Raw genomic sequence first — 25,570 nt, forward strand, 5'->3', positions numbered from 1 at the left:
GACTGATGGTCAGCGTTCGCCGCCGGCTTCGGACGACAGCGGCGGTGCCACCTCCTCCAGCGGCTTGCGCTCTGCGTCGACCGCATGGCGCAGGGCCAGCAGCCCCGCGACGATGACCAGCGCCGCCCCGATGCCGTAGCCCACCATCACCGCACCCCGGCTGCCGGTCTCGATCAGCAGGCCGAACAGCAGCGGCGCAGCGAAGCCGCCCGCGCCCATGCCGACCGCATAGAAGATCGCGATGGCGATGGCCCGCATCTCGAGCGGAAACACCTCGCTCACCGTGAGATACGCCGAGCTCGCCGCCGCCGAAGCCAGGAAGAACACCGCCGACCAGCAAAGCGCCTGGCTGCGCGCATCCAGCCAGCCCATCATGAAAGCCCAGCCCGTGAGCGCGAGGCCGACGCCCGCGAGCACATAGGTCAGCGCGATCATCCGGCGCCGCCCCACGCTGTCGAACAGCGGCCCCAGCAGCAGCGGCCCGAGCACGTTGCCCAGCGCGAACGGAAAGATGTAGAGCGCCACGTCGCCTTCGGGTACGCCATAGAAGCGCGTGAGCACCAGCGCATAGGTGAAGAAGATCGCGTTGTAGAAGAAGGCCTGCGAGATCATCAGCGCCAGCGCGACCACGCTGCGCTGCGGGTAGCGCCTGAGCAGTACGCGCGCCACTTCCCGCATCGGCGGGCTGTTGGGGCGCGCGGCCGTGTAGTTCACATGGCCTTGCGGCGTGGGCAGCGGTCCGTGCTGCGCCTCGACCTCGGCCTCGATTCGCTCGACGATGCGCCTGGCTTCATCGGCCCGCCCGTGCGCTACCAGCCAGCGCGGGCTCTCGGGTACGTGGCGCCGCACCAGCAGGATCGCCACAGCCAGCACCGCGCCCAGCGCGAAGCCTGCGCGCCAGCCCCACACCGGGCCGATCACGCGCGCGTCGAGCAGCACGAGGCTCAGCGCCGCGCCCAGCGCCGCGCCGATCCAGAAGCTGCCGTTGATCGCGAGGTTGACGCGCCCGCGCACGCGCGCCGGAATCAGCTCGTCGATGGCCGAATTGATGGCCGCGTATTCGCCGCCGATGCCAAGCCCCGTGACGAAGCGGCACAGCGCGAAGAAGGCGAAGTCGGGAGAGAACGCGGTGGCCAGCGTGCCGATGGTGTAGACCACCAGCGTGACGAGAAACAGCTTCTTGCGTCCGAGCCGGTCGGTGAGCCGCCCGAAGAGCAGGGCGCCGAGCACCGCACCTGCCACGTACACCGAGCCCGAGAGGCCGATCTCGCCGGCCGTGAGCCCGAGCGTGTCGGGCCGTTCCAGCACCGCGCCGATGGAGCCCACGAGCGTGACTTCGAGCCCGTCGAGCACCCAGGCCACGCCCAGTGCGATCACCACGCGCCAATGCCAGCGCGACCACGGCAGGCGGTCGAGGCGGGCGGGGATATCGCTGCGCAACACCGTCATGCCCGTGATTCTGGAAGTTGGCCGCGGCGGTCGTTGTAGGACCGTGCCGGTCTATGATCCGCGCGCCGCGAGGGAGCGGCGACTACATCAATGCAGCGAGGGGAAACATGACTGGTCTCGATGGCGCGCATCGCCGCGCGTTCTGGCTTTGTGCATTTCTGGCAATTGCCAGCTTGACGGGCTGCGGCGCGCCGCCCACCTACAAGAATCGTCCGGTTTCCGGTGCTTCGCCCGGGACTTTTGCGTTAGCGCATGCAAAGGCGGTAGAGGAGCCGCGGCATGCGATGCGTCATCTGGATGAAGCCAGGAGCGTTGTCTATACGCAGTCCGCGGGCGGGGGCGGCGTTGCGGTCGGGCTGCTGTTCGGTCCGTTGGGCGCAGCGGCCAACGCCGGCATGATCGACAACAGAACCGAGCTAGACGCGCAGCGCCTGAAAGGCAAGCTCACGCTGGAGCCCCGGCAATTGTTCCTCGATGCCGCGATTCGCCAGGGGCTGGATGTGGCCAGCGCGGGTGCGGCGGGGCAAACCGGCGCAACGCCCTATCTGCACATCAGCAAGGCCAGCAACGAGCGGTTGCTCACAGCCGTGGCGGTCCGCTTGGAGCAGGGCACCGGTGCCGACCAGTGGACCGGCCTCTACCTGTACCAACTGCCACTTTCCTACTCGCTGGACGATCTGGCCAGGCCTACCGAGGAGATCCAGCGTCAGCTGAGTACGGAGGCCGCACGGGGCTTCTCGGAACTTGCGGCCTTCATTGCGAAGGAAGGGCAGCCAAAAGATGGACTGGGGAAGACCGCGCCGGAAAAGGAATTCACCTATGTCTCGGATCTGCTGACGCCGCGTTTCGAGATCCAAATGCGCGGCCGCTTCATCGCACGGTCGGAAGATCTGGTGTGGTTCAGGACTTTCGACGGCATCTACGCAGTGCGCGCGTCCAACATCAAGATCAAGTCGGGGCGGATCTGAGGGGCTGCTCCGCCAGATCTCCCCTTGTCTTCGATCAGGCCGTCTCGGCCAGCGCGTCGGCCAGTGCGTTGACCATGCGATCGATCTCCGCCTTCTCCGCAATGAAAGGTGGCGCGAGCTGGATCGTGTCGCCGCCGTAGCGCACGTAGAAGCCCTTCTTCCAGCAGTTCATCGCGATCTCGTACGGACGGCGCGCGGGTTCGCCCGGCAGCGCGGCGATGGTGATGCCCGCGGCGAGGCCGTAGTTGCGGATGTCGGCGACGTGCTTGCTGCCCTTGAGGCTGTGCACCGCGTTCTCGAAGTGCGGCGCCAGCGCCTGCACTCGGCCGATCATGTCTTCCTTCTGCAGCACGTCGAGCGCGGCGATGCCCGCGGCGCAGGCCACCGGGTGTGCGCCGTAGGTGTAGCCGTGCGGGAACTCGAGCATGTAGTCGGGGCCGCCGGCGGCCATGAAGGTGTCGTAGATCTCTTTGTTGGCGACCACCGCGCCCATCGGCTGTGCGCCGTTGGTGACCTGCTTGGCGATGTTCATGATGTCGGGCGTCACGCCGAAGGCTTCGGCGCCCGTGAGCGCGCCGCAGCGGCCGAAGCCGGTGATGACCTCGTCGAAGATCAGCAGGATGTTGTTCGCGGTGCAGATGTCGCGCAGGCGCTTCAGGTAGCCCTTGGGCGGAATCACCACGCCGGCCGAGCCCGCGAAGGGTTCGACGATCACGGCCGCGATGTTCGAGGCGTCGTGCAGCGCGATCAGGTCGAGCAGGCGGTCGGCCAGCTCGGCGCCGTTCTCGGCCATGCCGCGCGTGAAGGCGTTCGATGCGAGCTGCGTGTGCGGCAGGTGGTCGGCCTCGACGCCCTGGCCGAACAGCTTGCGGTTGGCCGCGATGCCGCCGACCGAGATGCCGCCGAAGTTGACGCCGTGGTATCCCTTCTCGCGGCCGATCAGGCGCGTCTTGCTTGCCTGGCCCTTGGTGCGCCAGTAGGCACGCGCCATCTTCAGCGAGGTGTCGGCGGCTTCGGAGCCCGAGCCGGTGAAGAACACGTAGTCGAGGCCGGCGGGCGTGAGCTCCTTGATCTTGTTGGCCAGCTCGAACGAGAGCGGGTGGCCGAACTGGAAGGCGGGCGAGTAGTCGAGCTTCGCGATCTGGCGGCTCACCGCTTCGGTGATCTCGGGGCGGCCGTGGCCGAGGCCCGAGCACCACAGGCCCGAGAGGCCGTCGAAGATCTTGCGGCCGTCGGCGTCGGTGAAGTAGGCGCCCTTGGCCTCCACGATGATCCGCGGATCGGCCTTGAAGTTGCGGTTGCCGGTGTAGGGCATCCAGTGCGCGTCGAGCCAGGCGGCGTCGGTGCGCAGGGCGGGCGTCGGTTCGATGGCGGGCGTGGCGAGGGTCATGGCGCTTCCCGCACGGGGCGGGCTCCGGGGGTGATGGGATGTGCCGATTGTTCGCAGAGCCTTCAGTGTGGAGAATGGCGCATTATCAATGTTCACTTGACAGTTCATGCAAGTAAAAGAGAAGGCCCAGAACAGTGCCCAGAGCACCCGCAGCCGCGCCGTTCTGGGGCAGCTCAGCGACATGGACCTGCGGCTGCTCAAGGTGTTCAAGAGCGTGGTCGATTGCGGCGGCATGGCCGCGGCCGAACTGGAGCTGAACATCGGCACCTCCACCGTGAGCCGCCATGTGAAAGACCTGGAAACGCGGCTCGGCCTGGTGCTGTGCCGGCGCGGCCGGGCGGGCTTCGCGCTCACGGCCGAGGGGCAGCGCGTGTACGACGAGACGCTGCGGCTGTTGGCCTCGGTCGATGCCTTTCGCGGAAGCATCGACGACATCCACAACCGCATGGGCGGACAACTGGACGTGGCCTTGTTCGACAAGACCGCGACCAACCCGAAGGCGCGCATCGGCGAGGCAATCGCGCGCTTCACCGAGATCGCGCCGGAGGTGAGCCTGGCGGTGCATGTGGGTTCGATCAACGCGATCGAGCAGGGCGTGCTGGAGGGCAACTTCCAGATCGGCATCATCCCGGCGCACCGGACTTCGAAGAGCCTCGTGTATGCGGACCTGTTCGACGAGACGATGCTGCTTTACTGCGGCAGGGGCCATCCGCTGTTCGACAGCCCGCATGCCAAGCTCACCTGGTCGAAGCTTGGCGCGCATCATTTCGCGGGGCTGGGCTACCACTCGCCCAACATGGAGCTGAGCCACCGCGCCAAGCTGTCGCGCAAGGCCACCGGCTTCGACCAGGAGGCGATCGCGACGCTGATCCTCTCGGGGCGCTTCCTCGGCTTCCTGCCCGACCACTATGCGCAGGCGTTCGAGCAGCGCGGGCTCATGAAGGCGGTGCTGCCGGCGCGCTTCAATTACGCGTGCCGGTTCGTGAGCCTGCTGCGGCGGTCGCCGAAACCGTCACGGGCGGTATTGGCGTTTCAGGCGTGTCTGGAAAAGGCCCATGCCTGAAGCGGCGCGGGATCGTTCAGAGCACTGGTTGATAGGCCGGCACAAGCTAAATGAGGAGGCCAAAGGCCGGGGGACATTCGCGGAGGGGAGTACCGGCGGCCTGTGCACGCGCCCTGAAAAATTTAACGCTGCCCGCTCGGCAGCAACAGATGCTTCGCCCCGATGTGCGCCTCCATCTCGTGCATGTGCTGTTCGGCATCGACCATGTGTTCGGTCATCAGGCGCCGCACTTCGTCGGCATCTTCGCGCCGGTAGGCGGCCAGCAGTTGCGTGTGGTAGTCGACGTTCGTCTCGCCGAAGTGGTGATGGTCCAACGCCTTCTTATAGACCACGAGGTCGCGCAGCAGGTCGTTCAGGAAGCGGCACATGAAGGACAGCACCGGATTGGGGCAGGCCTCGGCCAGCATGGTGTGAAAGGCCAGTTCGGCTTCGCGCTGCGTGCGCAATTCGTCCTCGTTGGCGGGCTCGATGGTGCAAAGGCGCACGTTTTCTTCGAGCCGTTCGAACTGCGAGGGCGTCAGCTTGCCGATTACGCTCACCGCCAGCTCGGGCTCCAGCACCTTGCGCAGCTGGTAGATGTGATGTCCGTCGAGGTGATGGAAGTGCAGGAAGTTGCGCAGCGGCTCCGAGGCATGCTCGACCGACACCTGCTGCAGGTAGGCGCCGCCGCCGGGGCCGGTGCGGATGGCGATGAGCCCGCGCACCTCCAGCGCCTTCAGTGCCTCGCGCACCGTGCTCTTCGAATAGCCGAAGAGCTCGATCAATTCCTTCTCGTTCGGTAGCCGGTCGCCGGGCTGCTTGCGCTCCGCCACGATCCAGCGCTTGACGTCCTCGACGATGACGTCCGAGAGCTTCTGCCGCTTGGGACGGTTCTCTCCCACTCTCATTGAAACGCTCCATGCCCATCGGGAGATGCGCGGGATGCGCAACAGCGCGCGATCTTAAACGGCGTGATGCAGAGGGGTGGTCTGGTTTTGGGCACAGGGCTTGCTAGCGGGTTTTTACCAGCATATTAATCCTATTTATCCGCTTAAATTTGCCGGCGCCTGCTCTCCCTAGCCTCTTTTCTCCCCTTCACTACGACCGGAGTTCCTCCATGCAACGCAGACAACTTCTTCAACTCGCCGCCCTCTCGGCCGCTCCCGCCTCGCTCCTGGCCGGTCGCGCCGCCTTCGCCCAATCGGCCGATGCGATCCGTTTCGGCTGCCCGGTGCCCATGTCGGGCGCGTTCGCTGCCAATGGCAAGTTCGCCGACCTGGGCATGAAGCTGGCCATCGAGCAATACGGCAGCGTGCTGAAGCGTCCGCTGGCCTACACGGTGCTCGACACCGAAGGCAAGCCGGCGACCGCCGTGCGCAAGGTGCAGGAAGCCTCGCAGCAGCAGGGCGCGAAGTTCTTCGCGGGCGGCATCCTGTCGTCCGAAGCGCTGGCCATGGGCAAGGAGGCCGAGAAGGCCGGCGGCCTGTTCATCACCACCGCGGGCGCCGACGAGATCACCGGCAAGGACTGCAACCCCGCCACCTTCCGCTGGTCGGTGCCCACCTTCGGCGCCATCGAGCAGACGGTGCGCCCGCTGATCGCCTCGATGCCCAAGGCCAAGCGCTGGTACACCATCACGCCGCAGTACGTGTTCGGCGAGGGCCTGCTGGGCGCGGCCAAGAACATCTTCCAGGAGAAGGGCATCGAGCACGTGGGCAACAGCTACCACTCGCTCAACGAGAAGGAGTTCAGCGGCTACCTCACCAACGCCATGGCGGCCAAGCCCGACGTGCTGCTGCTGCTGAACTTCGGTGCGCAGTCGTCGGCCGCGCTGCGCCAGGCAGTGAGCTTCGGCATGCACAAGAACATGACGATCCTCATCGCCTGGGCCTCGGGGCTCGAGCAGTTCGACGAGCTGGGCGCCGACCTGTGCGACGGCGTGTACTTCGGTGCGCAGTACTGGCACACGGCCGACACCGCGCTCAACAAGGACCTCGTGAAGCGCACGGCCGACAAGCTCAAGATCGTGCCCAACTACAGCCTGGCGGGCTCGTACATCTGCACCAAGATCTTGATCGACGGCATCGTGAAGGCGGGCTCGGTGGACCAGAAGGCCGTCATCGCCGCGCTCGAAGGCATGAAGTTCGATGGCCTCACGGGCACGGAAGAAATCCGCAAGGCCGACCACCAGGTCGTCAAGGACTACTACCTGCTCAAGGGCAAGGCCAAGTCGAAGATGAAGGATGCAGCGGACTATGTCGACGTGGTGAGTTCCGGCAAGTCGTTCCTCCCGATCGACAAGAGCGGCTGCAAGCTGGCCTGACGCAACGCAAGCCAACGAGCCCATGACCGTCTACCTGCTCCAGACCATCAACGGAATCGGCATCGGCATGCTGTATTTCCTGCTGGCCGTTGGCTTGTCCATCGTGTTCGGCCTGCTTCGCTTCGTGAACTTTGCACACGGCGCTTTCTATCTGCTCGGAGCCTACCTGTGCTACCAGGCCATGCAGTGGGGCCTGGATTTCTGGGTCGCGCTGGTTGTGGTGCCGCTCGCCGTGGGCGCGCTGGGCTGGCTGGCCGAGAAGCTGCTGCTGCGCCGCGTGTACGCCAAGGCGCACGAGTTCCACATCCTCGTGACGGTGGGCCTGGCGCTCGCGGTGCAGGAGATCGTGATCGTGTTCTGGGGCCCGCTGGGCAACAGCGTGGCCACGCCCGACCTGCTGCAGGGCGTGGTCATGTGGGGCGCCTTCGTCTATCCCAAGTACCGGCTGTTCGTGATCGGCTTCACCGCCGTGCTCGCGGTACTGCTGTGGTGGGTGCTCGAAGGCACGCGCCTGGGCAGCGCGGTGCGCGCGGGCAGCGAATCGACCGAGATGGTGTCGCTGCTCGGCATCAACGTGTTCCGCGTGTTCAGCCTGGTGTTCGCGCTGGGTGCGGCCACGGCGGCGCTGGCTGGCGTGCTGGCCGCGCCGATCCGCGGGGCCGAGCCCTTCATGGGCGTCGAGGCGCTGAGCGTCGCCTTCGTGGTGGTGGTGATCGGCGGGCTCGGCAGCTTCGGCGGCGCGCTCGTGGGCGGGCTGCTCATCGGCATCGTGCAAAGCCTCATGAGCACCATCTGGCCGCCGGGGGCGAGCCTGATGATCTACATCGCGATGGCGGCCGTGCTGCTGCTGCGCCCGCATGGCCTGCTCGGCCGAAAAGGATGAACGCCATGCCGAGAAAAATCACTTTCCTTCTGGCACTGACCGCCGCGCTGGGCCTGCCGCTGGTGCTGCGCTCGGGCTCGCTCGCGAGCGAGGTGCTGATCTATGCACTCGCGGCCCTGGGCTGCAACCTGCTGCTGGGCTACACGGGGCTGCTGTCCTTCGGGCAGGGCATCTTCTTCGGGCTGGGCAGCTACACCATCGCGATCCTGCTCACGCGCCTGCACCTGCCGATGCCGCTCGCCCTGCTGGCGGCCGTGGCCATGGGCGCGCTTGGCGCGGCGCTGGTCGGCTGGGTCGCCATCCGCCAGCGCGGCACCTACTTCGTGATGCTCACGCTGGCCTTCGCGCAGATGTTCTATTTCATCGCCTACACCGCGACCGACCTCACGGGCGGCGACAACGGCCTGCTCGACGTGCCGCGCCCCGGTTTCATGGACACGCCGTGGAAGTACTACGCCTTCGTCGCGGTGATCTTCCTGATCGCCTTCGGCCTGCTGCTGCGCGTGACCGATTCGATCTTCGGCCGCACGCTGCTGGCCATCCGCGACAACGAGGACCGGGCCGCCGCCGTGGGCTACGACCTCAAGCGCTTCAAGCTGCTGGCCTTCGTGATCTCGGGCGCCGTCACCGGCCTTGCGGGCGGGCTGCACGCGATGATGACCGGCATCGCGCCGCTGTCGAACGCCGAGTACCACACGAGCGAGATGATCCTGGTCATTACCGTGATCGGCGGCACCGGCAACCTGTTCGCCTCGGTGCTGGGCTCGGCCTTCTATGTGCTGCTGGCCGACTGGCTCTCCACGCTGTGGCCGCGCTGGCTGTTGTTGCTGGGCTTGCTGCTGATCGGCGTGAGCATCGGCATGCAGCGCGGGCTCTGGGGGCTGGGCGAGGGCGCGTGGCGCCGCATCTTCCGCAAGACATCGCCTGGCGCCAAAGTGCCTGCGGCCCTGGGAGAAAAAGCATGACGGGCATCCTCATCGAAGCCGTCGGCGTCACCAAGCACTACGGCAAGTTCGCTGCACTCGGCGGCGTCGACCTGAAGATCAGGCGCAATACCGTGCACTCGGTGATCGGCCCGAACGGCGCGGGCAAGACCACGCTGTTCCACATGCTCACGGGCACCGGCACCACCACGGGCGGCCGCATCCTGTTCGACGGCCACGACGTGACGCGCGAGCCCGACCACCGGCGCGTGCAGCGCGGCATGGCGCGCTCGTTCCAGGTCACGGCGCTGTTCCTGAGCCTGTCGGTGCGCGAGAACCTGCGCGTGGCGGCGCAGGGCGTTTCGCCGCGCCAGGCCATGAACTGCTGGCGCGCGCCGGTCGGCGAACTGGCCTGCACGCAGACGGTGGACGAGGTGCTGCAGCGCGTGGGGCTCGAACGGCTGGCGAACACGCCGGCCAGCGAGTTGTCGCATGGCCAGCAGCGCCGCCTCGAAGTGGGCATGGCGCTGGCCGCCAGGCCGAAGGCCATCTTCCTCGACGAGCCGACCTCGGGCATGGGCATCGACGACCTCGACGACATGAAGCACCTGATCCGCGGCCTGCGCGACCAGCACACCGTGGTGCTGATCGAGCACAACATGAACATCGTGATGGACATCTCCGACACAGTGACCGTGATGCAGCTGGGCCGCGTGCTTGCCGAGGGGCTGCCGGGCGACATCCGCTCCGATGCGCGCGTGCGCACGGCCTATCTCGGCAACATGATCACCGGGGGCAAGGCATGAGCGGAAAGAACATCCTCGAAGTCGAGGGGCTGCACGCCCACTACGGCAAGAGCCATGTGCTGCAGGGCGTTTCGATGCGCGTTGGCGATGCCGAACTGGTCACGCTGCTGGGCCGCAACGGCGCGGGCAAGTCGACCACGCTCAAGAGCATTGCCGGCGCGGTCACACCCACGGGTGGACGCGTGCGCTTCCAGGGCGCGGACATCGCGGACATGCCGCCGCACCGCATCGCCGCACGCGGCGTGTGCCTGGTGCCCGAGCACCGCGGCGTCTTCAAGCTGCTGACGGTGGAAGAAAACCTGCTGCTCGGCCTGCGGCGCGAATCGCCCTGGCAGCTGGCCGACATCTACCGCATCTTTCCGCGGCTGAAGGAGCGGCGGCGCAACGGCGGCGGGCAGCTTTCGGGCGGCGAGCAGCAGATGCTGGCCATCGGCCGCGCGCTCATGAACCATCCGAGCCTGCTGATCCTCGACGAACCGGTCGAAGGCCTGGCGCCGGTGATCGTCGAGGAGATCGTCGCGCAACTCAAGACCATCAAGGCGGCCGGCGTGGCCATCCTGCTGGTCGAGCAGAACCTCGAAGTCTGCGTGCAGCTGGCCGACCGCCACTACATCGTGGAGCAGGGCGTGATCGTGCACGAGGCCGGCAACGCCGACTTCATGGCAGACCATGAAGTGAAAGACCGCTATCTGGGCGTGGGCCTTGCTTGAGGCTTCCCGCAACACTTTTCCTTATCGCAAAGCCATGAACTCACACACCGAACTCCGCATCGACGGCCAGCGGCTCTGGAACTCGCTGATGGAACTGGCGCAGCTCGGCGCCACCGAGAAAGGCGGCGTCTGCCGCATCGCGCTGACCGACCTCGACCGCCAGGGCCGCGACCTGTTCACGCGCTGGATGCGCGAAGCGGGTTGCGAAGTGCGCGTGGACGCCATCGGCAACATCTTCGCGCGCCGCGCCGGCCGCAACAACGCGCTGCCGCCCATCACCACCGGCAGCCACATCGACACGCAGCCCACGGGTGGCAAGTTCGACGGCAACTATGGCGTGCTCGCGGGGCTGGAGGTGATCCGCAGCCTCAACGACGCGAAGATCGAAACCGAAGCACCGCTCGAAGTGGCCGTGTGGACCAACGAGGAGGGCTCGCGCTTCGTGCCCGTGATGATGGGCTCCGGCGTGTTCGTCGGCGCCTTCACGCTCGAGCATGCGCTGGCGCAGCGCGACCACGAGGGCGTGAGCGTGTCAGACGCGCTTGCCGCCATCGGCTATGCAGGCAGCACTGCTGCTTCGGTGGCCGCGTCGCCGGTGGGCGCGTACTTCGAGGCGCACATCGAACAGGGCCCGGTGCTCGAAGCCAACGAGCGCGTGATCGGCGTGGTCGAAGGGGCGCTGGGCCAGCGCTGGTACGACGTGGTGGTCCAGGGCATGGAAGCGCATGCCGGCCCCACGCCGATGGAGCTGCGCAAGGACGCGCTGCTGGCCGCCTCCGAGCTCGTGATCGAGGTCAACCGTATCGCGCTGGCGCACGCGCCGCATGCGCGCGGCACGGTCGGCTGGATCGACAACTATCCGAACTCGCGCAACGTGATCCCGGGCCGCGTGAAGCTCAGCGTGGACCTGCGCGCGGCCGACGACGTGGTGCTGTCGGCCATGGATGCCGAGCTGAAAGAAGCGGTGCAGCGCATCGCGACGAAGGGCAAGGTCGAGATGTCGGTGGAACAGGTCGTCTACTTCCCGCCGCAGCCCTTCACGCCCAAGCTCGTGTCCGCCGTGCGCGAAGCCGCACAGGCGCAGGGCATGAGCTGGATGAACGTGATCAGCGGTGCCGGCCACGACGCCGTGTACCTCGCGCGCGTCTGCCCCACGGCCATGATCTTCGTGCCCTGCCTCGACGGCATCAGCCACAACGAGATCGAGGACGCGCAGCCCGACCACCTCGAGGCCGGCTGCAACGTGCTGCTGCAGGCGATGCTGCAAAGCGCGGGAGTGGCGTCGTCATGAAGGTGCTGATCGCGCGTCTCAACCACGAGACCAACACCTTCTCGCCCGTGCCCACGCCGCTCGCGGCTTTCGGCCCCGACGGCCCGACCTTCGGCGAGCAGGCCTACCGGGACAACAAGGGCATGCGCACGGCGATGTCGGCCTTCATCGACCTGGCGGAGCAGGCCGGCGCCACGCTGGTCACGCCGGTGTCGGCCTCGGCCAACCCGAGCGGGCCGGTCGACGCGCAGGCCTACACCACGCTCACGCAGTGCATCGTCGATGCGGCGCCGGGCTGCGACGCCATCCTGCTCGACCTGCACGGCGCGATGGTCGCGCAGAACAGTGCCGACGGCGAAGGCGACCTGCTCGTGCGCCTGCGCGCCGCGGCGCCGGGCGTGCCCATCGGCGTGGCGCTCGACCTGCATGCCAACGTCACGCCCGAGATGGTCGGCAATGCGGACGTCATCGTCGGCTTCAAGACCTATCCGCACATCGACATGTACGAAACCGGCGAGCACGCCGGCCGCCTGCTGTTCGACCTGCTGGCCGGGCGCAGCAGGCCGGCGATGCGCTGGCGCCGGCTGCCGCTGATGGCACACACGCTGCGCAGCGCCTCGTTCACCGGTGCGATGCAGCGCGCCATCGAGGCGGCGCGCGAAGCCGAGAAATCGTCGGAGTCGCTCGCGGTGTCGATCCTGGCGGGCTTCTCGCTGTCGGACATCGAGGCGCCGTGCATGAGCGTGATCGTGGTCGACGCGCAATCGCCCGAAGGCGCGCAGGCCACGGCCGACCGCATCGCGATGCAGATGTGGAGCGAGCGCGAAGCCTTCATCTACCGCAGCGAGCCGCTCACGCAGTCGGTGGCCCGCGCAAAGCTCATCGCCCAGGGCGCCACCCGCCCGGTGCTGCTGCTCGACCATGGCGACAACTGCATGTCGGGCGGCAGCTGCGACACCATGGACGTGCTGCAGGAAGCGCTTGCGCAAGGGCTGCACGGCATCGGCGTGGGGCCGCTGTGCGACCCCGAAGCGGTGGCCGAGCTGATCGCGGCGGGGGAGGGCGCGGAGGCGACAGTCGCACTCGGCAACAAGGTCTCGCTGGAAGGCATCGGGTTGAAGAAAACGCCGGTGCGCCTGACGGGCACCGTGCGCACCATCGGCAACGGCGAGTACGTGATCACCGGCCCCACCTACACCGGCCAGCGCAGCAGCATGGGCCGCACGGTGCTGTTCGACATCGGCGCCGCGCGCATCGTGGTGACCGAGCGCACGCAGGAGCCGTGGGACATCGGCGTCTTCGAGTGCGCGGGGCTCGATCCGCGCAGGGAACGCTTCCTGCTGCTCAAGTCGCGCATGTACTGCCGGCCGGTGTTCGAGCCGCTGTCGGCCGCGCTGGTGGAGTGCGACAGCCCGGGTGTGACCAGTTCGGACTACGGCCTGTTCCCCTTCGGCAAGGTGCGCCGGCCGGTGTTTCCGCTGGATGCGAACGCCTCGATGGAGCTTGCCGCATAACCTGCCACGTCATCGACGCGAATCGCGTGCGGCGCGACCATTCCTTCACCCCGCGATGTTGCGGGCCGAACCCTTCGAAAGGAATCGTCATCATGAACACCGCCGCACACGATGCCACCGCGATTGCCCAACGCTACATCGCCGTCTGGAACGAAACCGACGCCGCGCGCCGCGCCGCGCTGATCGAAGCCGGGTGGGCCGCCAACGCGCACTACGTGGACCCGATGGCGCAGGCCAGCGGGCATGAGCAGATCAGCGCGCTGGTCGGCGCGGTGCACCAGCGCTACCCGGGCTTCCGCTTCAACCTGCTGGGCAAGGCGGACGCGCACGGCGACCATCTGCGCTTCTCGTGGACGCTGGGGCCGAGCGGGGCGGAAGACATGATCCAGGGCACCGACTTCGCCCAGCTGGATGCCGGCAAGCTCCGCTCGGTCACGGGCTTCCTGGACAAGGTACCCGTGGGGGCCTGAAGCAGGAAAGCTGAACGCTGTGCGCTCAGTCCGGCATGCCGGCCGAGCGGCCGCGCCACAGCTTGCGGTAGACCGTGGCACGGCTGATGCCCAGTGCCCGCGCGGCTTCCGCCACGTTGCCGCGCGCGTCGGTCACCGCCTTGCGGATCAGCTCGGTTTCGACGTCGCGCAATCGCGGACGGGTGCTGGATGCGGAAGCACCTTCGGAGCTGCCGCCGCGCCGGGGCCGCGCCTGCACCCGCAAGCCCGACCAGAGCGGCACTTCGAGCACCGCGTCGCCGCGCCGGGCCGCGTCGAACATCATGTGCAGGGGCAGCGCGAACAGGTCGTTGAAATTCAATGCGTGTTCGCAGCGCGCCAGCGGCTGGTGCAGCATCTGCCGGGCCGCCGCATTGGCGCCCGTGATGCCACCGCCAGCGTCGATGCACAGCAGTCCCTCGGTGGCTTCGCTGCTCGGGCTGCCCGGCCAGGCCAGGTGCAACAGCAGCTCGCAGGGCTCGCGGATCAGCAGCATGTTCTCGATGCTGCGCGCGGACAGGGTGGCCAGGTGGCGCAGCTCCGGGCGCTCGACCACCTGCACGCCGGTCAGGTCGAGCATGCCGATGCAGTCGCCCCGGGGACCGAAGAGCGGCGCGCCCGCGCAGCTGTAGACGCTGGTGTCGTCGAAGAAATGCTCGCCGCGGTGCAGCCACACCGATTCCTGTTCGGCCAGCGCGGTGCCGATCGCGCTGGTGCCGATGGCGCGTTCCGACAGGTCGACGCCGACGCGCGCGATGTCGCGCGCATGGCGGCTGGCGGCGTCGACGCCGCCGGGCAGGTTGCCCACGTCGATCACGATGCCGTCGGCATTGGTCAGGATGGCGAAATAGCGGGTGTCGGCGATGGCGCGCGAAAGCCGGTCGATCACCGGCCGGGCCGCGGAAACCAGCGCCCGGTTGTGTTCGGCGACATCGCAGCCGGCAGCCCGGCTCACCGGATCGAAGCTGACCCGCTGCTGCGGCCGGCGGCCGGCCTCGATGCAGCGCTGCCAGGAACGGGTGATCCACGAATCGACGCACGCGGCACCGCGCGCACGGGGCGGCGACTCGCCCTCGATCAGTTCGCGGCGGGCTTGGGCAATGGCCAGGGAACGCTCAGGAGGTGGCGAAACGACAGTGGCGGGCATCGTGGTTTTTCGCGCGTGTGGGGCGGCTTTTCCCGGCTCGCCGGACGGCAAGCTGTTTCATTTTGAGAATTTCGTTCGCTCTGTGCAAGAGTCGAGGGTTTTGCCTAGGATAGTGCGAAAGGTGGGCATCCAAGATGCTTTTTGCTGAACCAGCCATCACCTTTCACGGAGACAGCCAAATGCAGGTCGCTTTCAAGGTCAACGGCCGTCAGGTCACGGTCGACGCTCCTCCCAATACTTTCCTCGTCCACGCCATCCGAGAGCACCTCCACCTCACCGGAACCCACGTCGGCTGCGACACCGCCCAGTGCGGCGCCTGCACCGTCCACGTCAACGGCAGGGCAGTCAAGTCGTGCAACATCCTGGTCGCGCAGGCGACGGGCGCGGACATCACCACCATCGAGGGCATCGCCGAGGCCGACGGCACCATGCACCCGATGCAGGCTGCATTCAAGGAGTGCCACGGCCTGCAGTGCGGCTTCTGCACCCCGGGGATGGTCATGAGCGCCATCGACCTTTGCACCCACCACCCCAAGTCGAGCGAGTCGGAAATCCGGGAGCTGCTCGAGGGCAACCTGTGCCGCTGCACCGGCTACCAGAACATCGTGAAGGCCGTGAAGATGGGCGGCGAGGCCATGGCCTCGGGTACGCCGGTCAAGACAACCGTCACGGCGTGAAAGGAGCAACATCATGGGTGCTTCCGACTTCTCGAACCTGCCGCACATCGGCGAGGCCCTGCGGCGCAAGGAAGACTATCGTTTCCTGACCGGCGCCGGCAACTACACGGACGACATCACGCTGGCCAACCAGAGCCATGCGGTCTTCGTGCGCTCGCCGCACGCCCATGCCGCCATCAAGTCGATCGACATCGCCGAGGCGCTGAAGATGCCCGGCGTGGTCGGCATCTTCAGCGGCAAGGACATCGAAGGAAAGATGGGCGGCCTGCCCTGCGGCTGGCTCATCAACAACCCCGACGGCACCCCCATGAAGGAGCCGATGCACCCGATCCTCGCGATCAAGAAGGTGCGCTATGTCGGCGACCACGTCGCGATGGTGGTGGCCGAGACGGTCGAGCAGGCCAGGAACGCCGCCGAGGCGGTGGTGGTCGACTACGAGGTGCTCCCCGCGCTCGTGAGCGTGGCCGATGCGGCGAAGAAGGCGAGCGGCGTCACGCTGCACGACGAGGCGCCCGACAACCAGTGCTACAAGTGGGCGCTCGGTGACAAGGCGGCGGTCGACGCGGTGTTTGCCAGCGCCGCGCACGTCACCAAGCTCGACCTGGTCAACAACCGGCTGATTCCGAACCCGATCGAGCCGCGCGTGGCCATCGGCAGCTACAGCCGCGGTACCGACGACTACACGCTGTATGTGTCGAACCAGAATCCGCACGTCGAACGCCTGCTGATGACGGCCTTCGTGCTGGGCCTGCCCGAGCACAAGGTGCGCGTGATCGCGCCCGATGTGGGGGGCGGCTTCGGCTCCAAGATCTTCCTGTATGCCGAAGACGTGTGCCTCACCTGGGCCGCCAAGCAGCTCAACCGCAACATCAAATGGACGGCGGAACGCTCCGAGTGCTTCCTCTCGGACGCGCACGGCCGCGACCACGTGAGCCACGCCGAGATGGCGATGGACAAGGACGGAAAGTTCCTCGCGCTGCGCGTGCACACCGACGCCAACCTCGGCGCCTACCTGTCGACCTTCTCGACCGCGGTGCCGACCATCCTCTACGCCACGCTGCTGGCGGGCCAGTACACCACGCCGCAGATCTACGTCGAGGTGGATGCCTGGTTCACCAACACCGCGCCGGTCGACGCGTACCGCGGCGCGGGGCGGCCCGAGGCCACCTATCTGCTGGAGCGGCTGGTGTCGCGCTGCGCCTGGGAAATGAACCTGGGGCAGGACGAGATCCGCAAGCGCAACTTCATCAGCACCTTTCCCTACCAGACGCCGGTCGCGCTGCAGTACGACACGGGCGACTTCCACGCCTGCATGGACAAGGCCCGCGTGCTGGCCGAGGTCGATGGCTTCGCCGCGCGCAAGGCGGCCAGCGAGGCCGCAGGCAAGCTGCGCGGCATCGGCTACTCGAGTTACATCGAGGCCTGCGGCATCGCGCCGTCGAACATTGCCGGCGCGCTCGGCGCGCGCGCCGGCCTGTTCGAATGCGGCGAAATCCGCGTGCACCCGACCGGCAGCGTGACGGTGTTCACCGGCTCGCACAGCCACGGCCAGGGGCATGAGACCACCTTCGCGCAGGTCGTGGCCGCGCGGCTGGGCATTCCGGTCGAGAACGTCGACGTGGTGCACGGCGACACCGGCCGCGTGCCCTTCGGCATGGGCACCTACGGCTCGCGTTCCATCTCGGTGGGCGGCGCGGCCATCATGAAGGCGCTCGACAAGATCGAGACCAAGGCCAAGAAGATTGCCGCGCACCTGATGGAGGCAAGCGACGCCGACATCGAGTTCGCCAATGGCGAGTTCACGGTCAAGGGCACCGACAAGAAAATTCCGTTCGGCCAGGTGGCGCTCACGGCCTACGTGCCGCACAACTACCCGCTCGACAAGCTGGAGCCCGGCCTGAACGAAACCGCCTTCTACGACCCGACCAACTTCACCTTCCCGGGCGGCACCTATATCTGCGAGGTCGAGGTCGACAAGCAGACCGGCGAGGTCAAGGTCGACCGCTTCACCGCGGTGGACGACTTCGGCACCATCATCAACCCGATGATCGTCGAGGGCCAGGTACACGGCGGGCTGGTGCAGGGCATCGGCCAGGCGCTGCTGGAAAACTGCGTCTACGACAATGAGACCGGCCAGCTGCTCACCGGCAGCTTCATGGACTACGCCATGCCGCGCGCAGGCGACTTTCCGCAGTTCAAGCTCGACACCGTGTGCACCCCCTGCACGCACAACCCGCTGGGCACCAAGGGCTGCGGCGAGGCGGGAGCCATCGGCTCGCCGCCGGCCGTGATCAATGCCGTGCTCGACGCGCTGGCGCCGCTGGGCGTCAAGGACTTCGACATGCCCGCCTCGCCCAGCCGCGTCTGGGAAGCGATGCAGGCCGCAGCCACACACTAAAACAAAGAAGGAACCACACCATGTACGCCTTCACACTCGAACGGCCCGCTTCCGTGGCCGACGCGGCCAAGCTCGTTGCTGCAGGCGCCAAGCCGCTGGCGGGCGGCCAGACCCTGCTGGCTTCGATGAAGCTGCGGCTCTCGGCCCCCGATCAGCTGGTGGACCTGAGCGGCATCAAGGAACTCACCGGCATCGCGAAAAACGGCAATGCCATCACCATCGGTGCCATGTCGCGCCATCTCGACGTGGCGAACAACGCCGACGTGAAGGCCGCCTTCCCGGCGCTGGCCGACCTGGCCGCGCGCATCGGCGACCGGCAAGTGCGCGCGATGGGCACCATCGGCGGCTCCGTGGCCAACAACGACCCTGCCGCCTGCTATCCCAGCGCGGTGCTGGGCTCCGGCGCGACGGTCATCACCTCGAAGCGCGAGATCGCGGCGGACGATTTCTTCCAGGGCCTGTTCACCACGGCACTCGAAGAGGACGAACTGATCACCGCGATCCGCTTTCCCATTCCGAAGCGCGCCGTCTACGAAAAGCTGCGCCAGAAGGCGTCGAACTTCCCGCTGGTCGGCGTGTTCCTTGCGCAATACGACAGCGGCGTGCGCGTGGCGATCACCGGCGCGGGCAACGGCGTGTTCCGCCATGCGGGGCTCGAGGATGCGCTCAACAAGAGCTTCACGGCGGCCGCTGCCGCAGCCGTGAAGATCGACGCGAGCGACCTGAACAGCGACCTGCATGCTTCGGCCGCGTATCGCGCGAACCTTATCAGCGTGCTGACGCAGCGCGCAGTCACCAAGGCCCTGGGCTGAAGAAGCCGGGGTTGTTGTTCGCTCAACGGAAGACGCGACAGCCTCGCGTCTTCCGCTACGCTTCGCCATGATCTTCCCGACCATCGATTCCCTCTCCGAAGGTTTGATGCAGGCCGGCTACTTTGCCGACCGCCGGCTGGCCACGGCCGTTTTCCTCGCGCTCAAGCTGCAGCGCCCGCTGCTGCTCGAAGGAGAGCCCGGGGTCGGCAAGACCGAACTGGCGAAGGCGCTGTCGACTGCGCTGAGCCGCGAGCTGCTGCGCCTGCAGTGCTACGACGGCCTGGAGCAGCGCGAGGCGCTCTACGAATGGAACTACGCCGCGCAGCTGCTGCACATGCGCGCCGCCGAGGCCACCGGCGCGGCGCGCGATGTGGAGGCCGAGGTCTACCAGCCGCACTACCTGATCCGCCGCCCGCTGCTGCAGGCGCTGCAGACGCCGCTGCCCGGTGCCGTGCTGCTGATCGACGAGGTGGACCGCGCCGACGAGCCGTTCGAGGCCTTCCTGCTCGAATACCTGGGCGAGTACCAGGTGAGCATTCCCGAACTGGGCACGGTGCGCGCCGTGGTGCCGCCCGTGACCATCCTCACGAGCAACCGCACGCGCGAGCTCAATGACGCGGTCAAGCGCCGCTGCCTGTATCACTGGCTCGACTACCCGGAGCGCGAGCGCGAGCTGGCCATCGTGCGCGCGCAGGTGCCGCAGGCCGGCGAGAAGCTGTCGGCGCAGGTGGCGGCCTTCGTCGCACGGCTGCGCGATGCGCCCTTCGTCAACGCCTTCCAGCGTGCGCCCGGCATTGCCGAGAGCGTCGAATGGGCGAGGGCGCTGATCGCGCTCGACACCGTCGAGCTCGACCCCGAAGTGGTGGTGGATACCGCCGGCATCCTGTTCAAGCAGCGCGACGACGTGGCGGCGCTCACGCGGGAGCTGGCATCGGATCTGCTCAAACCCGAGGAGCCGGTCGCGCGCTGAGCGCGTCCCTGTTCCAGACAGCGATTTCGCATGGCCGGAATCCAGCAACTCGGCGATGTCCGCGGCGGCAAGCTCACCGGCAACATCGCCGCCTTCGGCCGTGCCCTGCGCCGTGCCGGCGTGCGTACCGATGCCATGCGCATCGCGCTGGCTGCCGAGGCGGCCACGCTGGTGGGCGTGGACGACAGGCTCGACCTGGGCGCCGCGATGGAAGCCGTGATGGTGAGCCGCGAGCAGGACCGCATGGTGTTCCGCGAACTCTTCGACGCATGGTTCCGCGACCCGGAACTGGCCAACAAGCTGCTCGCGCAGATGCTGCCGAGTGCCGAAGGCAAGGCCGAGCCCTCGAAGCGCCGGCCGCGCGTGCGCGAAGCGCTTACCGCACCGCGCAGCCCCGCCAGGCCAGCCGAGCCGGCAAAGCCCGACCGCGAGATCGAGTTCGACGCCGCCATGACGTCGAGCGATCGCCAGCGCCTGCAGCATGCGGACTTCAACGCGCTCGGCGCGTCCGAATACCGCCTCGTCGAACGGCTGGCGCGCGACATCCGATTGCCCATTCCCGAACTGCCGTCACGCCGCCTGCGCGTGGCCGGCGATGCGGGCCAGCAGCATGCGCGCATGCATTGGCCGGGCGTGCTGCACGAGGCGGCGCGCACCGGTGGCGAGATCCTGCGGCTGCCCAGGCTCGCGCGGCGTCAGCAGCCCCTGCCGCTGCTGGTGCTGGTCGATGTGTCGGGCTCGATGGAGCGCTATGCACGGCTGCTTCTGGCGTTCCTTCATGCTGCGACGCGCCGGGCGGGGCGCCGCGACGTGTTCGCCTTCGGCACCCGCCTGACCGACCTGACCCCCGCCTTCCGGCTCGCCGACACCGATGCCATGCTCAGTGCAGCCAGCCTCGCCATAGACGACTTCGCAGGCGGCACCCGGCTCGGCAGTTCCCTGGCCGAACTGCGCCGCGCCCACGCCCGCCGCCTGACCGGGCGCCGCACACTGGTGCTGGTGATCAGCGACGGGCTCGACACCGGCGAGCCATCGCTGCTGGAGCAGGAGCTGCTGTGGCTCAAGCGCCATTCGCGCCGCCTGCTGTGGCTCAACCCCTTGCTGCGTTTCGAGGGCTACGCCCCTCTGGCGCGTGGGGCCGGCGTGCTGCACCGGCAAGCAGATGCGATGCTGGCGGTTCACAATCTCAGCGCACTCGAACAGCTCGCCGCGAGCCTGGCCGCCTTGATGCGGTCCGGCCGCTAGCGTTGCCCAGGAAGGAAGCAAAAGGAAACCACCATGGAAATGCTCGGAAACCGCCGCCTCGGCATCACCCAACAACAGGCATGGGACGCGCTCAACGACCCCGAGACGCTGAAGAAATGCATCCCCGGCTGCGACAAGTTCGAGCTCACGGGCGACAACCAGTACAGCGTTGCCCTCGCGCTCAAGATCGGTCCGGTCTCGGCCAAGTTCAACGGCAAGGTGGTGCTGTCGGACATCGTCGCACCCGATGGCTACAAGCTCACCTTCGAGGGGCAGGGCGGTGTGGCGGGCTTTGCCAAGGGCTCGTCGAGCGTCACGCTCAAGCCGGTGGCCGAAGCGGAGGCCGCGACGCCGCCGGTTGCCGGCTGCGAGCTCGACTACACCGTGCAGGCACAGGTCGGCGGCAAGATTGCCCAACTTGGCCAACGCCTGATCGACGGCGCTGCCAAGTCGACCGCAGATGATTTCTTCAAGCGCTTCGAGGCCGAGATGCAGAGCCGCTATGGCCCCCCGCCTGCGCCGGCCGAGGAAGCCGCCAGCGCCGAGGCGACGGCCGAGAAGAGCGGCATGATGTCCGGCCTCATGAAGAAGATCGGCCTCGGCAAGAAAGACGACACCGCCGCGACCGGCGGCGCCGGCTGAGGGGGGCGAACCGCGCTATGGAAAATCTCGACGTCATGGTGCTGCGCACGCTGCGTGACTGGCGGCGTGCCGGCAAACGCGCGCTGCTGACGACCGTCGTGCGCACCTGGGGCTCGTCGCCCCGGCCCGTGGGTTCGATCATGGCCCTGGCCGAAGACGGTGCGGTGGTGGGATCGGTCTCCGGCGGCTGCATCGAGGACGACCTGATCGCGCGCTACAGCCACGCCCACGGCAAGGGCGAGGACGTGCCGCTGGGCGCGCCGCCCGCGCTCGTGAAGTACGGCATCACCGCGGACGAGGCGCATCGCTTCGGACTGCCTTGCGGCGGCACGCTGGAGCTGCTGCTCGAGTACGCGCCCGATGCCGGGTCGCTCGACCTGCTGGTCGCACAGCTGGAACAGGGCAAGCTCATGCAGCGCACGGTGACGCTCGCCACCGGCGAGGTTCGGCTCGCCGAAGCGACGGCGCCCGACGAGCTCACGGTGAACGACACCGAACTCACCAACACCTTCGGCCCCGAATACCGCATGCTGCTGATCGGTGCCGGCCAGCTCGCCGAGTACCTCGCCACGATGGCCAAGTTCAGCGGCTTCGCGGTGACGCTGTGCGATCCGCGCGCCGAATACCGAACGGCGTGGTCGCTGTCTGGCGTGCACATCACGACCGAGATGCCGGACGACGCGGTGCTGGCCTTCAAGCCCGACCGCCGAAGCTGCGTGGTCGCGCTCACGCACGACCCGAAGCTCGACGACCTGGCGTTGCTCGAGGCGCTGCAGAGCGAGGCCTTCTACGTCGGCGCCATCGGCTCGCGCCGCAACGCCGACGCGCGGCGCGACCGCATGATCGAGCACTTCGACCAGACCGAGGAGTCGCTCGCGCGGCTGCGCGGGCCCATCGGCATCTACATCGGCAGCAAGACACCGCCGGAGATCGCGGTGAGCGTGATGGCGGAAATTCTTGCGGTGAAGAACGCGGTGACTCTGCCGCGTGAAGTCGAAGTGGCTCGGGCCAAGGAGATGCAGCAGTTGTAGCCTGGCCGATGTCTGGGGCATTCGGGGTGCCCTGAGCACGATGGGCGCGGCGCTTGCTCTGAACGATCGCGCCCCGAAACTACGCAGACACAGACAAGTCAGCCCGACTTCGCCTCAGGCGGCACATCGCCACCCTTCTGCCGCTCGCGGAACAGCGCCGCGCGCATCAGGAAGATGGTGGTGATCGGCGCCGTGAGTGCGATGAACAGCACGATCAGCACCGCGTGCAGGAACAGGCTGAAGCCCTGCACCGAGAAGTACACGATGGTGGCCACGGTCATGCACCACACGCCTACCGTCGCGCCCAATGTGGGCGCATGGATGCGACGGAAGAAGGTGGGCAGCCGGATCAGGCCGAACGAGCCGATGGCTGCAAAAGCTGCGCCCAGCACGGCGAACACGGCGGTGACGATCTCGGCCCACAGCGGCAGCGGGCCTGCGATGAAGTCCGTCATTCGATCACCTCCCCGCGCAGCAGGAACTTGGCCATCGCCGTGGAACCCACGAAGCCGAACAGCGCGATCAGCATCGCCGCCTCGAAGTAGACGTTGCTCGCGTAGACGATACCGAGCACCAGCATCATCAGCATGCCGTTGATGTAGAGGCAGTCGAGCGCCATCACGCGGTCCTGCGCGCTCGGGCCGATCAGCAGGCGGGAGAGCGCGCACAGCATGGCCACGGCCAGCAGGAAGAGCGCGAATTTCAGGGCCCAGAAGAGGATGGGTGTCATAGCTCGAAGATCTCCATCAGGGGGCGTTCGTAGCGCTGCTTGATCAGCGCAATGAAGGCAGCATCGTCGTCGAGGTCGAACACGTGGATCAGCAGCGTGCTGCGGTCGAACGACACTTCGCCCCAGGCCGTGCCGGGCGTGAGGCACATGATCATCGCCAGCACCGCGAGCCCGTTGGGGTCGCGCATGTCGAGCGGAATCTGCACGAACTTCGAGCCGATGCGCGAGGTGCGCCGCGTGAGCAGCAGGCGGGCCACGTCGTACGCCGACTTCAGCATGTCGAAGGTCACGATGAAGGACAGCCGCAGCGCGACGCCAGGCCGGCGCATGCGCACCGCCGCCGGACGCAGGCCCTCGGTGAGCAACGGCACGGCGATGGCGAGGACCAGGGCTGCCAGCAGCGTGGCCGCATCGAGCGACTGGTTGAGCAGCAGCCAGACAATGAACAGCGCGAACGACAGCGGCGGGGAAGGCAGAAGGCGCTTCATGGGGCCGTGCCTTCCTTTTTCTTCACTGGGTTCGGTATCTGCCTGGCGCCCAGCACCGCGTTGCGGTAAGCCGTGGGGGTCTTCAGGCCCTCCGCCGTGGCTCTGGCGTGCTGCATCACGGGCTCGGCCCACACGGTCAGCGCCACGCAGGCCGCGAGAAGTCCGGCCACCGGCAGCACTTCGAGCGCGGGCAGCGAAGGCATGGTGGGGTGGAGCTGCGTCCAGAAATGGCGGATGCCGGTGCGGCTCAGGGCGATCAGCGAGAGAAAACCGGAGACGATCAGCAGCGCGAGGAAGATCCAGCTGGCGGTGCCGAGCGCCTTTGCGCCGAGCAAGCCCGAGAGCATCGCGAACTTGCCGATGAAGCCTGACAGCGGCGGCAGGCCCGCGAGCAGCAGCGTGCAGCCCACGAAGCTCAGGCCGAGGAAGGCCACGCCGGCGGGAATCGCGCGGCCGTAGAGCGCTTGCGCCTCGTCGTCGAGGTTCACGTTGTCGAGCGCGCGCAGGTCTTCGGCGAGGAAGGGGGCGTTGCCGGCCGCCTCGTGCGGTGCGACGCTCTTGCCGGCGTTGCGCCAGCGTTCGATCATGTCGGTCAGCAGGAAGAAGGCGCTGACCGCGAGCGTGGAGCTCAGCAGGTAGTACAGCGCGCCCGCCCACACGGCCGGCCGTCCGAGTCCGAGCGCCGCGAGCAGGGTACCGGCCGACACCAGCACGCTGAAGCCCGCGAGGTTCGACAGCCGCTGGGTGCCGACGATGCCGAGGGCGCCGACGAACAGCGTGGCAAGGCCGGTACCCACCAGCGCGGCCTGCCCGAAGGCCGCCGAGTCGCCGGTGTCGGGCGCGAAGAGCACGGTCCACAGCCGCAGGATCGTGTAGATGCCGAGCTTGGTCAGCAGAGCGAACACTGCGCCCACGGGCGACACCGCCGCGCTGTAGGCCGGTACCAGCCAGAAGTTGAGCGGCCATGCGCCGGCCTTCGCGAAGAAGGCTGTCGCGAGGATGGCTGCCGCCGCATGCACCAGCCCGCGGTCTCCCGGCGCGAGTTCGGCGATGCGCACGCCGAGGTCGGCCATGTTGAGCGTGCCGGTCACGCCGTAGAGGATGGCCGCGCCGATCAGGAACAGCGACGAGGCCGCGAGATTGATCGCGACGTAGTGCAGCCCGGCCTGCACGCGCAGCCGGCCGGAGCCGTGCAGCAGCAGGCCGTACGAGGCTGCGAGCATGACCTCGAAGAAGACGAACAGGTTGAACAGGTCGCCCGTGAGGAAGGCACCGTTCAGGCCCATGAGCTGCAGCTGCAGCAGCGGATGGAAATGCACGCCCGCACGGTCCCAGCGCGAGGTCGAGTAGATCGATGCGGCAAATGCGATGACGCCGGTGAGCGTGACCATCATGGTCGAGAGCCGGTCGGCCACCAGCACGATGCCGAAGGGCGCGCGCCAGTTGCCCGGCAGGTAGACGCCGATGGATCCGGGGCCGCCGCCGGTGTCGGCCGCGTTGACCCAGCGCAGCAGTGCGAGTGCGGCGAGCAGGCCGACGAGGCCCGAGACCACGCTCAATGCCGACTTGGTGCGCCGACGGTTCTCGCCCAGCAGCAGCATGAGCGCGGCCGTGAGCATGGGTACGAGGATCGGCACCGCCACCAAATGCGGCATGCTGAACTC

25 protein-coding genes are annotated in these 25,570 nt (G+C 67.6%); 17 read left to right on the forward strand and 8 right to left on the reverse strand.

Translation table 11 applies throughout. The annotated features are described in order from the left end of the window. Positions 1 to 9 precede the first annotated feature (9 nt). Positions 10 to 1,449: an MFS transporter gene (locus tag AC1DFC_RS01740; RefSeq protein ID WP_413331342.1), complete on the reverse strand. Its 1,440-nt coding sequence runs from the start codon at positions 1,447 to 1,449 to the stop codon at positions 10 to 12. Between the two features lie 107 nt (positions 1,450 to 1,556). On the opposite strand from AC1DFC_RS01740, the gene AC1DFC_RS01745 reads away from it, so the two are divergent. Continuing rightward, the gene (locus AC1DFC_RS01745; RefSeq protein ID WP_413331341.1) at positions 1,557 to 2,417 is read left to right on the forward strand and encodes a hypothetical protein; all 861 of its coding nucleotides are present in this window, start codon (positions 1,557 to 1,559) and stop codon (positions 2,415 to 2,417) included. A 34-nt stretch (positions 2,418 to 2,451) separates the two neighbouring features. On the opposite strand, the gene aptA is transcribed toward AC1DFC_RS01745, so the two are convergent. Beyond that, positions 2,452 to 3,807 carry an omega-aminotransferase AptA gene (aptA, locus tag AC1DFC_RS01750; RefSeq protein WP_413313375.1) on the reverse strand — a complete coding sequence of 452 codons (1,356 nt, stop codon included), beginning with the start codon at positions 3,805 to 3,807 and terminating at the stop codon, positions 2,452 to 2,454. A gap of 106 nt (positions 3,808 to 3,913) precedes the next feature. On the opposite strand from aptA, the gene AC1DFC_RS01755 reads away from it, so the two are divergent. Further along, complete coding sequence (locus AC1DFC_RS01755) at positions 3,914 to 4,870, forward strand: LysR family transcriptional regulator (protein ID WP_007829312.1); 957 nt, start codon at positions 3,914 to 3,916, stop codon at positions 4,868 to 4,870. A gap of 122 nt (positions 4,871 to 4,992) precedes the next feature. Here AC1DFC_RS01755 and AC1DFC_RS01760 read toward each other — a convergent pair whose 3' ends face one another. Continuing rightward, the gene (locus tag AC1DFC_RS01760) at positions 4,993 to 5,757 is read right to left on the reverse strand and encodes a FadR/GntR family transcriptional regulator (RefSeq protein ID WP_413313371.1); all 765 of its coding nucleotides are present in this window, start codon (positions 5,755 to 5,757) and stop codon (positions 4,993 to 4,995) included. A gap of 209 nt (positions 5,758 to 5,966) precedes the next feature. Here AC1DFC_RS01760 and AC1DFC_RS01765 point away from each other — a divergent pair, with 209 nt between their 5' ends. The 8 genes from AC1DFC_RS01765 to AC1DFC_RS01800 all read left to right on the forward strand — a co-directional run bounded on the left by AC1DFC_RS01765 (position 5,967) and on the right by AC1DFC_RS01800 (position 13,748). Beyond that, entirely contained in the window at positions 5,967 to 7,172 is a 1,206-nt protein-coding gene (locus AC1DFC_RS01765; RefSeq protein ID WP_007829314.1) for an ABC transporter substrate-binding protein, read from the forward strand. 22 nt (positions 7,173 to 7,194) lie between these two features. Beyond that, positions 7,195 to 8,055 (forward strand): branched-chain amino acid ABC transporter permease, encoded by an 861-nt coding sequence (locus tag AC1DFC_RS01770; protein ID WP_007829315.1) that lies wholly within the window; start codon positions 7,195 to 7,197, stop codon positions 8,053 to 8,055. 5 nt (positions 8,056 to 8,060) lie between these two features. Next, the gene (locus AC1DFC_RS01775; RefSeq protein ID WP_413313369.1) at positions 8,061 to 9,020 is read left to right on the forward strand and encodes a branched-chain amino acid ABC transporter permease; all 960 of its coding nucleotides are present in this window, start codon (positions 8,061 to 8,063) and stop codon (positions 9,018 to 9,020) included. Further along, a complete protein-coding gene (locus AC1DFC_RS01780; protein ID WP_478178606.1) occupies positions 9,017 to 9,784 on the forward strand; it encodes an ABC transporter ATP-binding protein in 768 nt (255 codons plus the stop codon). Before AC1DFC_RS01775 ends, AC1DFC_RS01780 begins: the two co-directional genes overlap by 4 nt. Beyond that, complete coding sequence (locus tag AC1DFC_RS01785) at positions 9,781 to 10,494, forward strand: ABC transporter ATP-binding protein (protein ID WP_478178607.1); 714 nt, start codon at positions 9,781 to 9,783, stop codon at positions 10,492 to 10,494. The genes AC1DFC_RS01780 and AC1DFC_RS01785 overlap by 4 nt, the downstream gene beginning before the upstream one ends. A 34-nt stretch (positions 10,495 to 10,528) precedes the next feature. Further along, complete coding sequence (locus tag AC1DFC_RS01790; RefSeq protein WP_007829319.1) at positions 10,529 to 11,785, forward strand: Zn-dependent hydrolase; 1,257 nt, start codon at positions 10,529 to 10,531, stop codon at positions 11,783 to 11,785. Then, positions 11,782 to 13,278, forward strand: a complete 1,497-nt coding sequence (locus AC1DFC_RS01795; RefSeq protein ID WP_478178608.1) for a M81 family metallopeptidase — start codon at positions 11,782 to 11,784, stop codon at positions 13,276 to 13,278. The genes AC1DFC_RS01790 and AC1DFC_RS01795 overlap by 4 nt, the downstream gene beginning before the upstream one ends. 92 nt (positions 13,279 to 13,370) lie before the next feature. Next, positions 13,371 to 13,748 (forward strand): nuclear transport factor 2 family protein, encoded by a 378-nt coding sequence (locus AC1DFC_RS01800; RefSeq protein WP_007829322.1) that lies wholly within the window; start codon positions 13,371 to 13,373, stop codon positions 13,746 to 13,748. A gap of 25 nt (positions 13,749 to 13,773) precedes the next feature. On the opposite strand, the gene AC1DFC_RS01805 is transcribed toward AC1DFC_RS01800, so the two are convergent. Beyond that, positions 13,774 to 14,913 carry a helix-turn-helix domain-containing protein gene (locus AC1DFC_RS01805; protein WP_478178609.1) on the reverse strand — a complete coding sequence of 380 codons (1,140 nt, stop codon included), beginning with the start codon at positions 14,911 to 14,913 and terminating at the stop codon, positions 13,774 to 13,776. A 179-nt stretch (positions 14,914 to 15,092) separates the two neighbouring features. Between AC1DFC_RS01805 and AC1DFC_RS01810 the strand changes: the two genes are divergently transcribed. From AC1DFC_RS01810 to AC1DFC_RS01840, 7 genes are all read left to right on the forward strand, one after another. Then, positions 15,093 to 15,590: a (2Fe-2S)-binding protein gene (locus AC1DFC_RS01810; RefSeq protein WP_007829325.1), complete on the forward strand. Its 498-nt coding sequence runs from the start codon at positions 15,093 to 15,095 to the stop codon at positions 15,588 to 15,590. Positions 15,591 to 15,603: 13 nt separating this feature from the next. Further along, the gene (locus tag AC1DFC_RS01815) at positions 15,604 to 17,988 is read left to right on the forward strand and encodes a xanthine dehydrogenase family protein molybdopterin-binding subunit (protein ID WP_007829328.1); all 2,385 of its coding nucleotides are present in this window, start codon (positions 15,604 to 15,606) and stop codon (positions 17,986 to 17,988) included. Between the two features lie 20 nt (positions 17,989 to 18,008). Then, complete coding sequence (locus tag AC1DFC_RS01820; protein ID WP_478178610.1) at positions 18,009 to 18,800, forward strand: FAD binding domain-containing protein; 792 nt, start codon at positions 18,009 to 18,011, stop codon at positions 18,798 to 18,800. Positions 18,801 to 18,867: 67 nt separating this feature from the next. Then, positions 18,868 to 19,770 carry an AAA family ATPase gene (locus AC1DFC_RS01825; protein ID WP_007829333.1) on the forward strand — a complete coding sequence of 301 codons (903 nt, stop codon included), beginning with the start codon at positions 18,868 to 18,870 and terminating at the stop codon, positions 19,768 to 19,770. Positions 19,771 to 19,800: 30 nt separating this feature from the next. Continuing rightward, positions 19,801 to 21,015 (forward strand): vWA domain-containing protein, encoded by a 1,215-nt coding sequence (locus tag AC1DFC_RS01830; protein ID WP_478178611.1) that lies wholly within the window; start codon positions 19,801 to 19,803, stop codon positions 21,013 to 21,015. A 33-nt stretch (positions 21,016 to 21,048) separates the two neighbouring features. Continuing rightward, a complete protein-coding gene (locus AC1DFC_RS01835) occupies positions 21,049 to 21,657 on the forward strand; it encodes a CoxG family protein (RefSeq protein ID WP_478178612.1) in 609 nt (202 codons plus the stop codon). A 17-nt stretch (positions 21,658 to 21,674) separates the two neighbouring features. After that, positions 21,675 to 22,688, forward strand: coding sequence for an XdhC family protein (locus AC1DFC_RS01840; protein ID WP_007829339.1), 1,014 nt, complete (start codon positions 21,675 to 21,677; stop codon positions 22,686 to 22,688). Between the two features lie 98 nt (positions 22,689 to 22,786). Here the strand turns inward: AC1DFC_RS01840 and mnhG are convergent, their stop codons facing one another. From mnhG to AC1DFC_RS01860, 4 genes are read right to left on the reverse strand one after another with little or no spacing between them, the layout of a single operon-like run. Then, on the reverse strand, positions 22,787 to 23,143 hold the full coding sequence (gene mnhG / locus AC1DFC_RS01845; RefSeq protein WP_007829341.1) for a monovalent cation/H(+) antiporter subunit G: 357 nt from the start codon (positions 23,141 to 23,143) through the stop codon (positions 22,787 to 22,789). Beyond that, positions 23,140 to 23,418 (reverse strand): K+/H+ antiporter subunit F, encoded by a 279-nt coding sequence (locus AC1DFC_RS01850; RefSeq protein WP_007829342.1) that lies wholly within the window; start codon positions 23,416 to 23,418, stop codon positions 23,140 to 23,142. The genes mnhG and AC1DFC_RS01850 overlap by 4 nt, the downstream gene beginning before the upstream one ends. Then, positions 23,415 to 23,906, reverse strand: coding sequence for a Na+/H+ antiporter subunit E (locus AC1DFC_RS01855; RefSeq protein ID WP_478178613.1), 492 nt, complete (start codon positions 23,904 to 23,906; stop codon positions 23,415 to 23,417). The genes AC1DFC_RS01850 and AC1DFC_RS01855 overlap by 4 nt, the downstream gene beginning before the upstream one ends. Continuing rightward, positions 23,903 to 25,561, reverse strand: a complete 1,659-nt coding sequence (locus tag AC1DFC_RS01860; RefSeq protein ID WP_478178689.1) for a monovalent cation/H+ antiporter subunit D — start codon at positions 25,559 to 25,561, stop codon at positions 23,903 to 23,905. The genes AC1DFC_RS01855 and AC1DFC_RS01860 overlap by 4 nt, the downstream gene beginning before the upstream one ends. Positions 25,562 to 25,570 lie beyond the last annotated feature (9 nt).

This window comes from Variovorax sp. 10L421, assembly GCF_056395365.1.

Coding starts and splice junctions, on each gene's coding strand:
- AC1DFC_RS01770 (WP_007829315.1), top strand. CDS start 7,195: ATGACCGTCTACCTGCTCCAGACCATCAACGGAATCGGCATCGGCATG.
- AC1DFC_RS01850 (WP_007829342.1), bottom strand. CDS start 23,418: ATGACACCCATCCTCTTCTGGGCCCTGAAATTCGCGCTCTTCCTGCTG.
- AC1DFC_RS01840 (WP_007829339.1), top strand. CDS start 21,675: ATGGAAAATCTCGACGTCATGGTGCTGCGCACGCTGCGTGACTGGCGG.
- AC1DFC_RS01795 (WP_478178608.1), top strand. CDS start 11,782: ATGAAGGTGCTGATCGCGCGTCTCAACCACGAGACCAACACCTTCTCG.
- AC1DFC_RS01835 (WP_478178612.1), top strand. CDS start 21,049: ATGGAAATGCTCGGAAACCGCCGCCTCGGCATCACCCAACAACAGGCA.
- AC1DFC_RS01765 (WP_007829314.1), top strand. CDS start 5,967: ATGCAACGCAGACAACTTCTTCAACTCGCCGCCCTCTCGGCCGCTCCC.
- AC1DFC_RS01790 (WP_007829319.1), top strand. CDS start 10,529: ATGAACTCACACACCGAACTCCGCATCGACGGCCAGCGGCTCTGGAAC.
- AC1DFC_RS01755 (WP_007829312.1), top strand. CDS start 3,914: ATGCAAGTAAAAGAGAAGGCCCAGAACAGTGCCCAGAGCACCCGCAGC.
- AC1DFC_RS01855 (WP_478178613.1), bottom strand. CDS start 23,906: ATGAAGCGCCTTCTGCCTTCCCCGCCGCTGTCGTTCGCGCTGTTCATT.
- AC1DFC_RS01860 (WP_478178689.1), bottom strand. CDS start 25,561: ATGCCGCATTTGGTGGCGGTGCCGATCCTCGTACCCATGCTCACGGCC.
- AC1DFC_RS01760 (WP_413313371.1), bottom strand. CDS start 5,757: ATGAGAGTGGGAGAGAACCGTCCCAAGCGGCAGAAGCTCTCGGACGTC.
- AC1DFC_RS01775 (WP_413313369.1), top strand. CDS start 8,061: ATGCCGAGAAAAATCACTTTCCTTCTGGCACTGACCGCCGCGCTGGGC.
- AC1DFC_RS01825 (WP_007829333.1), top strand. CDS start 18,868: ATGATCTTCCCGACCATCGATTCCCTCTCCGAAGGTTTGATGCAGGCC.
- AC1DFC_RS01830 (WP_478178611.1), top strand. CDS start 19,801: ATGGCCGGAATCCAGCAACTCGGCGATGTCCGCGGCGGCAAGCTCACC.
- AC1DFC_RS01810 (WP_007829325.1), top strand. CDS start 15,093: ATGCAGGTCGCTTTCAAGGTCAACGGCCGTCAGGTCACGGTCGACGCT.
- AC1DFC_RS01785 (WP_478178607.1), top strand. CDS start 9,781: ATGAGCGGAAAGAACATCCTCGAAGTCGAGGGGCTGCACGCCCACTAC.
- AC1DFC_RS01780 (WP_478178606.1), top strand. CDS start 9,017: ATGACGGGCATCCTCATCGAAGCCGTCGGCGTCACCAAGCACTACGGC.
- AC1DFC_RS01820 (WP_478178610.1), top strand. CDS start 18,009: ATGTACGCCTTCACACTCGAACGGCCCGCTTCCGTGGCCGACGCGGCC.
- aptA (WP_413313375.1), bottom strand. CDS start 3,807: ATGACCCTCGCCACGCCCGCCATCGAACCGACGCCCGCCCTGCGCACC.
- AC1DFC_RS01800 (WP_007829322.1), top strand. CDS start 13,371: ATGAACACCGCCGCACACGATGCCACCGCGATTGCCCAACGCTACATC.
- AC1DFC_RS01805 (WP_478178609.1), bottom strand. CDS start 14,913: ATGCCCGCCACTGTCGTTTCGCCACCTCCTGAGCGTTCCCTGGCCATT.
- mnhG (WP_007829341.1), bottom strand. CDS start 23,143: ATGACGGACTTCATCGCAGGCCCGCTGCCGCTGTGGGCCGAGATCGTC.
- AC1DFC_RS01745 (WP_413331341.1), top strand. CDS start 1,557: ATGACTGGTCTCGATGGCGCGCATCGCCGCGCGTTCTGGCTTTGTGCA.
- AC1DFC_RS01815 (WP_007829328.1), top strand. CDS start 15,604: ATGGGTGCTTCCGACTTCTCGAACCTGCCGCACATCGGCGAGGCCCTG.
- AC1DFC_RS01740 (WP_413331342.1), bottom strand. CDS start 1,449: ATGACGGTGTTGCGCAGCGATATCCCCGCCCGCCTCGACCGCCTGCCG.